The sequence below is a fragment of the Cloacibacillus sp. genome (genome assembly GCF_020860125.1).
In the GTDB taxonomy this organism is placed as follows: domain Bacteria; phylum Synergistota; class Synergistia; order Synergistales; family Synergistaceae; genus Cloacibacillus.
This window is the reverse complement of record NZ_JAJBUX010000087.1, coordinates 13,884-27,638: the sequence shown is the minus strand read 5'-3', so window position 1 is coordinate 27,638 and position 13,755 is coordinate 13,884. Positions and strand designations below refer to the sequence as shown.

Sequence of the window (13,755 nt, the reverse complement as noted above, 5' to 3'; positions counted from 1 at the left end):
GTGAAACAACCTGTGAACGCCGACAATGATGCAAATCTCAAAAATATTTGAAAGCTGAGTGAGCTCTATGTATTTTCTGTTGTCGTTTCTCCTCTTTGTTACCTCTATCGCCGTATGCCTGGTCTACAGTTACCAGATGGTCTATGCGATGATTTTGGGCTATATCCTGCTCGCCGCCGCCGCGATGCGCCGCGGCAGCCGTCTCTCCACAGTACTGCGGGCCTCCGTGCTGGGCGTGAAGGAGGCTCTGCTCGTCATCGAGATACTGCTTCTCATCGGGCTGCTGACCGCCGAATGGCGCGCCGGCGGCGTGATCGCCTTCTTTGTCTACCACGGGGTAGGTCTGATAACGCCGAAGCTCTTTATCCTCATCGCCTTCCTTCTCACCTGCTTTATCTCCTATGCCCTCGGCACGAGCATCGGCGTCGCCGGCACCGCGGGCGTCATCCTGATGGCCATCGCGCGCTCGGGCGGCGTGAACGAGCTGCTTGCCGCCGGCGCGATACTTTCCGGCGTCTACTTTGGCGACCGCTGTTCGCCTACCGCCTCGAGCGCGAACCTCATCGCCGCGCTTACCAAAACGGACCTTTACGGCAACGTGAGCCGGATGCTCCGCACCGCGCTGATCCCGACGGCGGTCTGCATCGCCGCCTATTGTTTCCTCTCTTTCAATAACCCGCTCTATATCTCAAACGCAGGATATCTCGCGGAGATAAAGAAGGACTTTGTGATCAGTTGGTGGGCGCTGCTGCCGGTCGCCGTGATGTTTTGCTTCCCGCTTATGAGGATCAGGGTAAAATACGCGCTGATCGTAAGCTCGGCTGCGGCCTGCATCATCGCCTGCGCCATTCAGGGAGAGAGCGCCGCGGAGCTGCTTCATACGGCAATCTTCGGCTACTATCCGCAGGATGCGGTCATGGGGGATATCTGGAACGGCGGCGGCCTGGTGTCGATGGCCGGCATCATCATGATACTCTCGATATCCAGCACCTATGCGAAGATACTCTCCGTCTCCGGCCTCCTGCGTCAGCTGAACGAGATCGTGGAGGCGATGATGCGGCGTATCGGCAAATCATGTACCGTGATACTGTCGAGCCTCTTTGCCTCGGGAATATTTTGCAGCCAGATAACCTCCTGCATCATGGCGGCCACCCTCCTGAAAAAACAGTACGCTAAGCGCGGCCAGCCGAAGGAAGAGCTTGCCCTCGACCTGGAGAACTCGCTGGTGATCATCGCGCCGATGGTGCCTTGGTGCCTCTCATGCTCCGTGCCTCTGAAGCTGCTCGGTGTCGGCGTGGAGGCTCTCCGCTGGGAATTTTATATATTCCTTATCCCCATATGCTACTTCATCGGAAAAGAGATGCATTTTCGCCGCGCGTCGGTGTACAGGCGCTTTCTGCGCTCCTGGCTCGGTTCGTACCGTTTCCTATAGGCCGGAGGAACGCGGCGGCTTCCGCTTGGGCGTATCGCGGACGGTGATATTAAAAAACCGAATGGTCCGCCCTGTTCCCATAGCAGGGCAAACTCATTGAGTCTTTTGATGAACATAGCGATAAAAATGACGCTGTCCGGCGGCACGGGCGCTGTTGTCAACTTTCATGCGTTTGCCATGGTTCCCGCGGGCAAAAAGTATATAACGCGGCCCATATTATGCTATGATATTCAGCTGTAGGGGGGCTAAAGACAAAAGCCCTTCTGCGGCTGAAAACTTTTTTGAAGGAGAACAAAATGAAAAAATCATTTGCAGCGGTCATCGCTATTGTTGCGTTTGTGATATGTTCGGTCCAGATAGCCTTTGCCGGTCCCTCCAATAAAACGCAGGATGTGTCTGAGCTCTTAGACGAGCGGCAGACCGATATATGGGTGGAAGGCGAGCGTTTCGGCGATATGGTGCTCGGCGCGCGCGGCGCGATGCAGATAATCTATGTCGACGACAAACTCTCCAAGTCAATCGCCGCCGACAGCCGTCTGCAGCCTTGGGTATATGATATGGCTCAGTATTACGGTACGGACGCCACCAGTAAAAAGAGACTCTTCATCGCCCACATCGACGTCTACAAGCCATGGGATTTCGATTACACTCAGGTCTTCGTCGGCGGCTATCATCTGCAAAAGGGAGATATCCTCTCCTCGAGTATGACGAATCCCTTTGGCCCCATGGCGTCGAAGAGCGACGGTTATTTCGCCTTTGCGGTCCCCAAAGCGGAGGTCAAGGCCGGCAAGGAGATAAAGATCGGTTACGGAGATGATTCTGAGACATGGAAAGTTCCCAAGTAGAGGCTCTGCACATCTATAAATGCGCCGAATGTGGGCTCGTCTTCGAGACGGAGACCTTTGCCGAAAAGTGCCCGCAGTGCCGCTGCCGCGTGCTCATCCACCAAAAGGGCGAGATGCGGCGCGCTAAAGGCTGTAACTGCGGCGGAAACTGCGCCGGCTGCAGAGGCTGCTCGCACTGATGGCTGAGAGCGAAAAAAAATTTCTTACTCTTGGTATCGAATCCAGCTGCGACGACACCGCGCTCGCGGTGCTTGAGGGAGGCCATGGGCTGCTAGCTGAGGTCATATCGAGCCAGATAGACTCACACAGCGTCTACGGCGGTGTGGTGCCGGAGCTTGCCTCGCGTATGCACCAGGAGGCGATCCTGCCGCTGCTTGAGAGCGTGCTCGCCAAGGCGGGAATCGGGGAGCCGGCGAAGGAGCTGAGCCTGATCGCCGTAACATCCGGCCCCGGGCTTATGGGCTCGCTGCTTGTCGGCGTGATGACGGCGAAGGCCCTGTCGCAGGGATGGGGGGTGCCGCTAATCGGCGTCAACCACCTGGAGGGCCATATCTTTGCCAATGCCGCCGTCTCGGAGGAGCTTAAGCCGCCGTTTATCTCGCTGATAGTCTCCGGCGGACATACCGAAGTGGTGCTCGTGCGCGCCTTCGGCGGCTATGAGCTGCTTGGCTCGACGCGCGACGACGCGGCGGGCGAGGCCTACGATAAGGTGTCGAAAGTGCTGGGGCTCGGTTATCCCGGCGGCCCGATAATAGACAGGCTTGCCGCCGGCGGAGATCCGGACGCCTTCCAGCTGCCGCTGCCGCTGGCCTCGACGAAGGAGATAGAATTCAGCTTCAGCGGCCTCAAGACCGCCGCGATGACGCTCATCGGGAAAGAGACGGCGCTTGGCGAGGAATTTCCGCTCGCGGACCTCTGCGCCTCCTTCCAAAAGGCCGTCGTAGACAGCCTGATGGGTAAGATAAAGCTCGCCGTGAAGCGTACGGGCGTGAAACGCCTCACCGTGTCGGGCGGCGTAGCCGCAAACTCCGGACTGCGCGCCGCGCTCACGGAATACTCGCGCGACAGGGGAGTGGAGCTCTTTCTGCCGCCGCGTGGGATGTGCACCGACAACGCGGTGATGATCGCCGCCGCCGGGTACAACTCCTACATGCGCGGAAACCGCTCAGATCTGCGCCTGTCTCCGAATCCGTCGTGGAGCATCTGGTAAAGATAATCATACCCTATAGGTTATAAAAATAGTTTATTTGGTTGTTTTATACCCTATCAGGTAAAATATTTAATCTTGCCGCTCGAGATTCAAGCAGCTCCAAATATTGGCGGCGTGCCGACTCCGGCAGGAAGCTTTGCTTTATGAGACTGAACATTGCGGGCAGCCGTTTTGCGAATCGGACCATCGTTCTGTTATAATGATTTTTGTTGAGCCCCTCCGACTCGGAAAACTTGATAAAATCGACCTCTTTGAAGTTGCTCTTTTTACCGTTCATCGGCATGGCAAACTCTTCCGGGTCGTCCTTTTCGGCAATGACGAGCCTAGTCGAAAGAAGATCATATGCGGGTGCGAGCCTCCTTTCGCCTCCGTCGTAAAGAAGCGAGAAATTTTTCAGGTGCATATCGCCGTTGCCCGTGAGGAAGATAAAGACCGCCATGTCAAACAGAACGGAAAGGTCGTAGCCTGGGGCTGTGGAATAACGGCGCAGGTTTTTCGCTATCAGCTCCATCGATCCTTTATATTTATATTCCGTCATGTGTTCTGTTATCTGGCAGAAATCCTCCATGTGCCTCAATTTCTTTTTTGCCTCATACCTTTTTATGCCGGCTCTGTCCATCCGCAGCGTCAGGTAGGCCAGCTCGCCTGAGGCTAGCGGCAGCAGTCCGGAGGGCGCGGTAGGAATGCCGGCGGCCTCCGCCAGTTTCATCGTGAGCGCCTCGTTTTCCGGCAGGAAAGGATAAGTTTTTGACTGCGGTTTTAAAATATAATCGCCCCAAAGTCCGACAAAGGTAAGTTTATTGTCTCCGGCCTTCGACAGCCGTTCCATGGACATCTTTGGCTGAACTCCAGGCACGGCGGCGCTTTCGATGATCTTGTCACGCGCTTTGCTGTAAAGCTCGTCGAGGGTGTAATCGATCGTCGGAGGCTCCTGGCTCCCGAAAAGCTTCATAGAGCAGGCCTTATGATACAGGCCGCTCTCCAGCTCTCCGTAACAGCATAAACAGCGCCTCACGGTTTTACCTCTATCGACGCCGCGCCGATACAGTTTTTGCAGCAGGCCATAAGCAGCCCCATCCGGTCGCGCGGGTCCAGCTTCCAGTTTTTCACGACTATATCCAGGCTCCATCCCTCCGGTATCAGTCCGTCAAAAAATGGATGGAGGGTCTTTGTCTCAAACGGTTCTTCACGCAGCGGCAGCGTGACGCTTATCGGAGCGGCATCTTCCGACGCGAGATAACTATGGTAATAGGAGAAGCAGTAGCCGCTGTCGCTCTCCGTGATCTCGCCCGCGGGACGCCCGAAAAAATTAACGACACAGCGGCGCAGAGGCTCACTCATCGTCTCGCTCCATAGGTACGGGGCCCAGCTCCAGTCCAAAGAGAAAGAGCAGGTCGTTTACCTTATCCATGCGCAGCGTCTTCTTGCCGCACTCCAGCTCGCGGATAAAGCGCAGCCCGACTCCGGCCCGTTCCGCCGCCTCTACTTGGGTGAGGTGTAATTTTTTCCGGTTTTTTTTCACAGTTATGGCCAGATTATTCTTATTCAAAAAATCACCCCGAATGGGTATAAAATATGCTTTCATGACAAAATATACACCATATAAGGTATAAAATCAATGTATTTAATGAGGATGTATTCCATATCGATAAACAGACTGAAAGATTTATCCGGCGTTTTCTCAGAATAGGGGTTGCATATTTTTATTATCGATATATAATTATCGATAACGAATGATGTGAGAGTTATGGAGGGTGAGCAGGTGCCTAATACAAAACCTTTAAGCATATCAAGACAATCTCTGCAGCGAATGCCGCTCTATCTTGAACACTTGAAAAAACTGCGTGCCGACGGCAGCAGCCATGTATCGGCGGCCTTTCTCGCGGGAGAGCTGGGGCTGCACCCCGTGCAGGTGAGGAAAGATCTTGCCGCCGTCTCCAAGGTCGACGGAAACCCGCGTATCGGCTTTGCCCTGGAGGGACTTATCGAGGATATGGAAGAGTTCCTGGGCTGTAAAAACGCCCATGAGGCGGTCGTCGCCGGCGTAGGCAATCTTGGCCGTGCCCTTCTTTCATATAAAAATTTTGACCGCTACGGTCTTTCCATTATCGCCGGATTTGATAACGACCCCGCGGTGATCGGGACCACCGTGCACGGCAAGGAGATATTCGACGTCTCGCGGCTGACGGAGCTCTGCGGACGTTTCACGGTTCATATCGGCATCATCACAGCCCCCGCGCAGTACGCGCAGGAGATCTGTGACGTGATGGTCCGCGGCGGCATCAAGGCGATCTGGAACTTCGCGCCGGCGCACCTCAATGTCCCCGACGATGTGATAATCTCGAATGAAAATCTCGCCGCCTCGTTCGCGGTGCTCTCCAGCAGGCTGCGCCAGCGCCAGGAGAGTCTCAGTCTTTAATCGGTAACCGGCAGCAAAACTAAAAGCGATCGTCCGTCAGCTCCGCGGTGGCGCGGGGCAATGATGGTGTTTGCCCTGAAAAGGGCTATACAAATAAACAAAAAAGAGGGATGTTATCGTGACAGAAAATTTTGATTACACGCTCATCGATAAGATACTTGAGGCACATGAATCCTCGGGTACGGCCGTCATCGCGATATTGCAGGATATTCAGGAGCATTACCGCTATCTGCCCCGTGAGATTTTCCCCTACCTCTCAAAGAAGCTGAGGGTTCCTCAGGCGCGCATATACAGCGTGGCCACCTTTTATGAGAATTTTTCCCTCAACCCGAAGGGAAAATTTGTGATCAAAGTCTGCGACGGCACCGCCTGTCACGTGCGTAAATCGATCCCTATCCTCGACCGTCTGCGCTCCGAGCTGGGTCTCTCCGATAAAAAAGTGACGACAGACGACCTCGGCTTCACGGTGGAGACGGTATCCTGCCTCGGCGCCTGCGGCCTTGCGCCGGTACTCACCGTCAACGACAAAGTCTATCCCGCGATGACGCCCGATAAGGCCTCCGGGCTCGTCGCCGCGCTCAAGGAGGAGCTCTAAGATGATAAAGGGACGTGAAGAACTTCGGGAGCTGCGCGAAATCTACGCCGCCAGCCTCGGCGAGGAGGATAAAAAGATTCTCATCTGCGCCGGTACCGGCTGTATATCGAGCGGCTCTCTGGAGATATATGACGAGCTGAAAAAGATCATGACGGAGCGCGGCATCAACGTCGCCGTCGAGCTCAAAGAGGAGCCGCACGAACACTCCGTCGGGCTGAAAAAGTCCGGCTGCCACGGTTTCTGCGAGATGGGGCCGCTGGTGCGGATCGAGCCGCAGGGCTGGCTCTACGTCAAGGTGAAGCCGGAGGACTGCGCGGAGATCGTGGAAAAGACGATAATCGGCGGCTCCCACATCGAACGCCTCGCCTATCAGAAGGGCGGCGAGGTCTTCAAGAAACAGGACGAGATCCCCTTCTATAAAAAACAGACGCGCCACGTCCTTGAGCACTGCGGCCACATCGACGCCACCTCCATCAAGGAATACCTCGCGATCGGCGGCTACTCGGCCTTTGAGCGCGCCCTCTTCGACATGGACGGCGATGGGATCGTCGGTATGATCGAGGAGGCTAATCTGCGCGGGCGCGGCGGCGGGGGCTTTCCCACAGGCCGTAAATGGAGCCAGGTGAAACGCCAGAACGCCGAACATAAGTACATCGTCTGCAACGGCGACGAGGGCGACCCCGGAGCCTTTATGGACAGAAGCATCATGGAGGGCGACCCGCACCGTATGCTTGAGGGCATGATGATCGCCGGACTCGCCTGCGGAGCGCAGAACGGCTACATCTACGTGCGCGCCGAATATCCGATGGCGGTCTCGCGCCTGCGCACCGCGATCGCGCAGGCGGAGGAGCTGGGGCTTCTCGGCGACGACATCCTCGGCAGCGGCTTCTCCTTTCATATGCACATAAACCGCGGCGCGGGCGCGTTCGTCTGCGGCGAGGGCAGCGCGCTGACCGCCTCCATCGAGGGCAAGCGCGGCATGCCGCGCGTCAAGCCGCCGCGTACCGTGGAACACGGTCTCTTTGACAGCCCGACGGTGCTCAACAACGTTGAGACCTTTGCCAATGTGCCGCTTATCATCAATAAGGGCGTGGCGTGGTACAAGGCGCTCGGCCCTGAAAAGAGCCCGGGAACGAAGGCCTTCGCGCTGACGGGGAATATTGAAAACACCGGACTGATAGAGGTGCCGATGGGCACGACGCTGCGCGAGATCGTCTTTGAGGTCGGCGGCGGCATGCGCGGCGGCGCGGATTTCAAGGCGGTCCAGATCAGCGGACCCTCAGGCGGCTGCCTCACGGCAAAGGACCTTGACCTGCCCCTCGACTTTGATTCGCTGACGGCGGCGGGGGCGATGATCGGCTCCGGCGGCCTCGTCGTTATGGACAGCAAAACCTGCATGGTCGAGGTGGCGCGTTTCTTTATGAACTTCACGCAGAACGAGTCCTGCGGCAAGTGCGTTCCCTGCCGCGGCGGCACGAAACAGATGCTTGCCATTCTTGAGCGTATCGTCGCCGGCGAGGGACGCGAGGGCGACATCGAACTGCTGCTCGAGCTTGCCGACATGATCTCGCACACCGCGCTCTGCGGACTTGGAAAGACCGCCGCGCTTCCCGTGGTGAGCACCATCAAAAATTTCCGCGAAGAATACGTGGCGCATATCAATAAAAAATACTGCCCCGTCGGCGCCTGTCCGAAACTTAAGAGCTTCGAGATAGACCCCGCGCTCTGCAAAGGCTGCTCAAAGTGCGCGCGCGGCTGTCCCACCGAGGCCATCAGCGGCAAGATAAAAGAACCATTTACGATCGACAAAGATAAGTGTATCAAGTGCGGCGCGTGCGTCACCGCGTGCCCCTTCCACGCAGTCAAGGAGGCCTAACTAGATGGATACGAAAAAATATATGACGATAGACGGGCTCCCCGTCGAAATAGAGGATGAAAAGAATATCCTGGAGGTTATCCGCAAAGCGGGCATCAAGCTTCCAACCTTCTGCTACTACTCGGAGCTCTCCATCTACGGCGCCTGCCGCATGTGCATGGTGGAAAATAAATGGGGCGGTCTTGACGCGGCCTGCTCTACCCCGCCCAAAGAGGGCATGGAGATCTGGACCAACACCGGGCGTCTCCGCAAATACCGCAAGATGATCCTCGAGCTGCTGCTCGCCGACCACTGCCGCGACTGCACCACCTGCAACAATAACGGCAAATGCAAACTACAGGACCTCGCAATGCGCTTCAACATCGAGGGCGTGCGCTTCCCGAACGGGGCGGAGACGCCCCGCCGCGACGAGTCGTCGCTCTGCATCACGCGCGACCACAACAAATGTATCCTCTGCGGAGACTGCGTGAGAATGTGCAACGAGATACAGCAGGTCGGCGCGATCGACTTCGCGGGGCGCGGCTCAAAAATGACGATCAGCACCGTCTTTGACATCCCCATCAGCGAAAGCGTCTGCGTCGGCTGCGGCCAGTGCGCCGCCGTCTGCCCGACGGGCGCGATCGTGATAAAGAACGACAGCGCGCGGGTCTGGAAGGCTCTCGACGAAAAAGAGACGCGCGTCTCCGTGCAGATAGCCCCCGCGGTGCGCGTCGCGCTCGGCAAAGATCTTGGCATAGGTGACGGCGAAAACGCGATGGGGCTAATCGTCGCGGCGCTGCGCCGGATGGGCTTTAACGAGGTATTCGACACCTCGACGGGTGCGGATCTCACGGTGCTTGAGGAATCGGCGGAGTTCCTCGCGCGCCTCGGCAAGGGCGAACATAAGATGCCGCTCTTCACCTCCTGCTGTCCCGCCTGGGTCAGCTACGCGGAAAAGAATGAGCCGGAGGTGGTTAAAAACCTCTCCACCTGCCGCTCGCCGATGCAGATGTTCGCCGCGGTAATCAAGGAACACCACAAACATTCGCCGAGAAAGCATGTACATGTGGCGGTCATGCCCTGCACGGCGAAAAAGGCGGAGGCGGCGCGCGAGGAATTCCGCGGCGAGCTGGGCCCCGACGTGGACTACGTAATCACCACGCAGGAGCTCATTCAGATGATAAAAGAGTCCGGCATCGTATTCTCAGAGCTTGAGCCGGAGGCGGTCGACATGCCCTTCGGCACGATGAGCGGCGCTGGCGTCATCTTCGGAGTCACAGGCGGCGTCACCGAGGCGGTACTGCGCCGGGTAATCTCCGACAAATCGGCGGCGGCGCTCCGTACGATCACCTTCAAGGGCGTGCGCGGCGGCGACGGAATCAAATCGGCGACGGTGAAGTACGGGGACAGGGAGCTTAAGATTGCGGTGGTCAGCGGCCTTGGAAACGCCCATGAGCTGATAAAACGCATCAAGGAGGGCGAGCACTACGACTTTGTGGAGGTCATGGCCTGCCCCGGCGGCTGCGTCTGCGGCGCGGGACAGCCCTTCATCCTCCGCGAAGGCAAAGTGAGCCGCGGCAAGGGACTCTACTCGGCGGACAAGATGTCGAGCATCAAACGTTCGGAGGAGAACCCGCTCATGCTTTCGCTCTACAGCGGGCTGCTGAAGGGGCGCGTCCACGACCTGCTCCACGTACACTACCACGCGAAGGAGGCATAGTCATGGCCATAGTGAGAATATGTATTGGGACCTCCTGCTACCTCAAGGGAGCCTACAATGTGCTCCAGCTTTTCCAGCATGAGATCGAAGAGCGGGGACTGCACGATAAAATAGAGATCAGCGGCTCCTTCTGCATGGGTCAGTGTCAGAACGACGTCTCCGTAGACGTGGACGGGACCGTCTACAATGTTTCACCGGAGACCGCGTATAAATTCTTTGAGGAGACGATAATGCCGCGCCTGTGAAGCATTGATGACGGAACGCCTGCGTAAATCCGTCATGGCAGATAAAACAAAATCTTTCAAACAGATAAATCGGTGCGAATAAGCGCCGCAGGCTAAATAACCCGCCCCCTGAGAACCGAAAGCCGTATATCCATACGGCGCTGGATGCTCAGGGGGCAATTTATGACGCGTAAGGTTTTTATCCGCGCCGATTTGAGGCTACAAAAAAACGTCTTTGCGTAATATAATAGTCCGCGGTTTGTGTAACCGGTTGCATAGTTTATATTTGAAACGGAGAGTTTTTTTATGAGTGAACAGACGACAGCGAAAAAATTAATTGCGGACAGCGAGTGTTCCCTGTCCGCGGTGCCTGTCGCGAAAAAAGTGCAGGGACTCTGGGCGGCGATGGTCGTACTTGTGGGCTTCACCTTCTTCTCGCCGAGCATGACCGCGGGCGGCAACCTCGGTATCGGACTCACGCTCAACGGCTTCATCCTCGCGATGATCCTGGACAACGCCTTCCTCGGCGTCTACTGCGGCCTGCTGGGATACATCGGCCAGAAGACGGGGCTCACGCTCGACCTGATGGCCCACCGCTCCTTTGGCGAAAAGGGCTCTTACCTGCCCTCCGCGCTCATCAGCTTCACGCAGATCGGCTGGTTCGGCGTCGGCGTCGCGATGTTCGCGATCCCCGTATCCGGGCTGACCGGCGGCCGTATTCCCGTCTGGGCGCTCATAATCATCACGGGAACGGTCATGACAGTCACCGCCTACCTGGGGATCAGGGCGCTCGCGGTGCTTGGCTCGATCGCCGTGCCGCTGATCGCCGTTCTCGGTGTCTATTCAGTCGGCTGGGGGGTGGATAAGGTCGGCGGCTTCATGAACGTATTTGCCCAGATACCGCAGAAACCGATCAGCCTCGCGACGGGCATCGCCATCGTCGTTGGCTCCTTTATCTCCGGCGGCACCGCGACGCCGAACTTTACCCGCTTCTCTAAGACGCCGCGCGTGGCGGTACTTGCCACCGTCGTCGCCTTCTTTGTCGGGAACTCCATAATGATGATCTTCGGCGCGGTCGGCGGTGCGGTGACGGGCGTCGCCGATATCTTTGACATCCTGATCCTCCAGGGACTGGCCATTCCCGCGATCCTCACCCTCGGGCTGAACATCTGGACCACCAACAACAACGCGCTCTATACGGCGGGGCTCGGCGTCTCGAACATCACCAAGATACCAAACAAGCCCCTCGTTCTGCTCAGCGGCGCGGCGGGAACCCTGACCGCCGTCTGGCTCTACTATAACTTTGTCGGTATGCTGAACCTGCTCTCCGGCATGATCCCGCCCATCGGCGCGGTGCTCATCCTACACTACTTCCTGCATAAAGATGAATACTACAGACCCGCCGCGAGCGGTCCCGCGGTCAATCTGGCGGGCGTCCTCGCGGTGGCGGCGGGATCACTGGTCGGCATCTTCGTAACCTGCGGCATAAAACCCGTCAACTCGCTGGCCGCGGCGGCGCTGGTATTCCTCGTCCTCGACCGCCTGACCGCGAAAAAGAGCTAAAAATATCACGGAGGGAATGATTTCTGATGCTGATAAAAAACATATTTATTGAGAATTCCACAGAGGCTAAAGACATCCGCGTTACGGACGGCAAATTTGAAGAGATAAAGGCCGGCCTCGCCCCGCGCGGCGGGGAAGAGGTCGTCGACTGCACGGGAAAGATGGCTTTGCCGCCTTTCATCGAGAGCCACGTCCACCTCGATACCTGCCTCACCGCCGGTGATCCCGTCTGGAACATATCGGGGACGCTCTTTGAGGGCATCGAATGCTGGAGCAAACGCAAAGAAAAACTTTCAAAGAACGACGTCAAGGAGCGCGCGCGCCGCGCCGTGCAGATGCAGGCCGCGAACGGCGTGCAGTTCGTCCGCACCCACGTCGACGTGACCGACCCCTCGCTGGTGGCGATGGAAGGGATGCTCGAACTCAAAGAAGAGCTGAAAGACTACGTCGACATCCAGATAGTAGCCTTCCCGCAGGAGGGGATAAAAAGCTATCCCAACGGCGAGGCGCTGATGGAAAACGCGGTGAAGATGGGGGCTGACTGCGTCGGCGCGATCCCGCACTTTGAATTTACCCGCGAATACGCCGTCGAGTCGGTCGACTTCTGCGTGAAGCTCGCGGAAAAATATGGCCGTCTCGTCGACGTTCACTGCGACGAGATAGACGACGAACAGTCGAAGGGGCTCGAAGTGCTCGCCTGCCGCGCCCTTGAAAGCGGTATGAAAGATATGGTTACGGCCAGCCACACGACGGCGATGCACAGCTACAACAACGCCTACTGCGGCAAACTCTTCCGCCTCCTGCGCATGAGCGATATAAACTTCGTCTGCAATCCGCTCGTCAATACACATTTGCAGGGGCGCTTCGACACCTATCCCAAACGCCGCGGCGTGACGCGCGTCAAGGAGTTGCTCGCCAACGGCAACAACGTCTCCTTCGGCCATGACGACATCTTCGACCCCTGGTATCCGCTCGGCAGCGGCAACATGCGCGACATCATCCACATGGGGCTGCACGTCTGCCAGATGATGGGCTATCAGGAGATAATGGAGTCATACCGTCTCTGCACCCACAACGCGGCGAAGACGCTCCATCTCGGCGAGAGCTACGGCATCCGCGAGGGAAACCCAGCGAGCTTCATCGTTCTTGACGGCGACAACTTCTACAACGCGCTCAACAAAAAGGGCGAGATACTCTATTCATACAACAGGGGACGCCTCATCGCCTCCGCAGAACCGGCAGTGAGAAGGGTAATGTTTTAAATACGGGATAAAGAAGAGAGATCTAAAAGAAGACAAGGCGCGGCGTTACTGCCGCGCCTTATCTGTTAAAGTGCCTGTGAAATAAGTAGTTACCCGTAAGATTTAATTAAGTCAAAAATTTTTATGAATAATTGAGTAAATCGAAGATAAAGCAATATTACAGAGTGAAATAAAAAATATTTGGATATAATCATATTTGAGAAAAGCGACGTCAGTCATTAAAATTTCAGGCGTAAAGAAAATTAGCACTCAACGAAAGTGAGTGCTAACACGAAAAAGAACCGCTTTAAAAATCACAGGAGGGATCTCTTAATGAAACTTAAGCCACTTGGAGACAGAATCGTAGTAAAGGCAGCGCCGAACGAAGAGAAGACAAAGGGAGGCCTCGTGCTTCCGGACACAGTGAAAGAGAAACCCGTCGAAGGGATCGTCGTGGCGGTCGGAGCCGGCAAAGTTCTTGACAACGGCTCACGTCAGCCGATGGAAGTCAAAGTTGACGACAAGGTCATCTACAGCAAATATTCAGGAACCGAAGTCAAGGTCGACGACGAGACCTACCTCATTATCGGTGAAAGAGACGTTCTCGCGGTAGTCGAGAAGTAATTGTAAAGATAGATAAACGGGAGGAAT

At 56.6% G+C, this 13,755-nt stretch carries 15 protein-coding genes; 12 read left to right on the top strand and 3 right to left on the bottom strand.

Annotated features, from left to right (window positions below):
- Positions 1–67 precede the first annotated feature (67 nt).
- From LIO98_RS11035 to tsaD, 4 genes are all read left to right on the top strand, one after another.
- Positions 68–1,432 (top strand): Na+/H+ antiporter NhaC family protein, encoded by a 1,365-nt coding sequence (locus tag LIO98_RS11035; RefSeq protein ID WP_291956915.1) that lies wholly within the window; start codon positions 68–70, stop codon positions 1,430–1,432.
- A 296-nt stretch (positions 1,433–1,728) separates the two neighbouring features.
- Positions 1,729–2,277, top strand: coding sequence for a hypothetical protein (locus LIO98_RS11030; RefSeq protein WP_291956912.1), 549 nt, complete (start codon positions 1,729–1,731; stop codon positions 2,275–2,277).
- On the top strand, positions 2,259–2,456 hold the full coding sequence (locus tag LIO98_RS11025) for a hypothetical protein (RefSeq protein WP_291956910.1): 198 nt from the start codon (positions 2,259–2,261) through the stop codon (positions 2,454–2,456). The genes LIO98_RS11030 and LIO98_RS11025 overlap by 19 nt, the downstream gene beginning before the upstream one ends.
- Positions 2,456–3,487 carry a tRNA (adenosine(37)-N6)-threonylcarbamoyltransferase complex transferase subunit TsaD gene (gene tsaD / locus LIO98_RS11020; protein WP_291956907.1) on the top strand — a complete coding sequence of 344 codons (1,032 nt, stop codon included), beginning with the start codon at positions 2,456–2,458 and terminating at the stop codon, positions 3,485–3,487. Before LIO98_RS11025 ends, tsaD begins: the two co-directional genes overlap by 1 nt.
- A 46-nt stretch (positions 3,488–3,533) precedes the next feature.
- Here tsaD and LIO98_RS11015 read toward each other — a convergent pair whose 3' ends face one another.
- The 3 genes from LIO98_RS11015 to LIO98_RS11005 are packed head-to-tail and all read right to left on the bottom strand — an operon-like array spanning position 3,534 to position 5,009.
- Positions 3,534–4,439, bottom strand: a complete 906-nt coding sequence (locus LIO98_RS11015; protein WP_291956904.1) for a HipA domain-containing protein — start codon at positions 4,437–4,439, stop codon at positions 3,534–3,536.
- A 59-nt stretch (positions 4,440–4,498) separates the two neighbouring features.
- Entirely contained in the window at positions 4,499–4,828 is a 330-nt protein-coding gene (locus tag LIO98_RS11010) for a HipA N-terminal domain-containing protein (protein ID WP_291956902.1), read from the bottom strand.
- Complete coding sequence (locus LIO98_RS11005) at positions 4,821–5,009, bottom strand: helix-turn-helix domain-containing protein (protein WP_291956900.1); 189 nt, start codon at positions 5,007–5,009, stop codon at positions 4,821–4,823. Before LIO98_RS11005 ends, LIO98_RS11010 begins: the two co-directional genes overlap by 8 nt.
- A gap of 240 nt (positions 5,010–5,249) precedes the next feature.
- Here LIO98_RS11005 and LIO98_RS11000 point away from each other — a divergent pair, with 240 nt between their 5' ends.
- From LIO98_RS11000 to groES, 8 genes are all read left to right on the top strand, one after another.
- Positions 5,250–5,906 (top strand): redox-sensing transcriptional repressor Rex, encoded by a 657-nt coding sequence (locus LIO98_RS11000; protein WP_291956897.1) that lies wholly within the window; start codon positions 5,250–5,252, stop codon positions 5,904–5,906.
- 118 nt (positions 5,907–6,024) lie between these two features.
- Complete coding sequence (locus LIO98_RS10995) at positions 6,025–6,501, top strand: NAD(P)H-dependent oxidoreductase subunit E (RefSeq protein WP_291956895.1); 477 nt, start codon at positions 6,025–6,027, stop codon at positions 6,499–6,501.
- Between the two features lies 1 nt (position 6,502).
- Entirely contained in the window at positions 6,503–8,377 is a 1,875-nt protein-coding gene (locus LIO98_RS10990) for an NADH-quinone oxidoreductase subunit NuoF (RefSeq protein WP_291956894.1), read from the top strand.
- Between the two features lie 4 nt (positions 8,378–8,381).
- The gene (locus tag LIO98_RS10985) at positions 8,382–10,076 is read left to right on the top strand and encodes a [FeFe] hydrogenase, group A (protein WP_291956892.1); all 1,695 of its coding nucleotides are present in this window, start codon (positions 8,382–8,384) and stop codon (positions 10,074–10,076) included.
- Between the two features lie 2 nt (positions 10,077–10,078).
- Entirely contained in the window at positions 10,079–10,321 is a 243-nt protein-coding gene (locus LIO98_RS10980) for a (2Fe-2S) ferredoxin domain-containing protein (protein ID WP_291956889.1), read from the top strand.
- 285 nt (positions 10,322–10,606) lie between these two features.
- The gene (codB, locus tag LIO98_RS10975; RefSeq protein ID WP_291956886.1) at positions 10,607–11,863 is read left to right on the top strand and encodes a cytosine permease; all 1,257 of its coding nucleotides are present in this window, start codon (positions 10,607–10,609) and stop codon (positions 11,861–11,863) included.
- Positions 11,864–11,889: 26 nt separating this feature from the next.
- Positions 11,890–13,125 (top strand): cytosine deaminase, encoded by a 1,236-nt coding sequence (gene codA / locus LIO98_RS10970; protein WP_291956882.1) that lies wholly within the window; start codon positions 11,890–11,892, stop codon positions 13,123–13,125.
- 312 nt (positions 13,126–13,437) lie between these two features.
- Complete coding sequence (gene groES, locus LIO98_RS10965) at positions 13,438–13,728, top strand: co-chaperone GroES (protein ID WP_066745423.1); 291 nt, start codon at positions 13,438–13,440, stop codon at positions 13,726–13,728.
- The last annotated feature ends 27 nt before the right edge of the window (positions 13,729–13,755 follow it).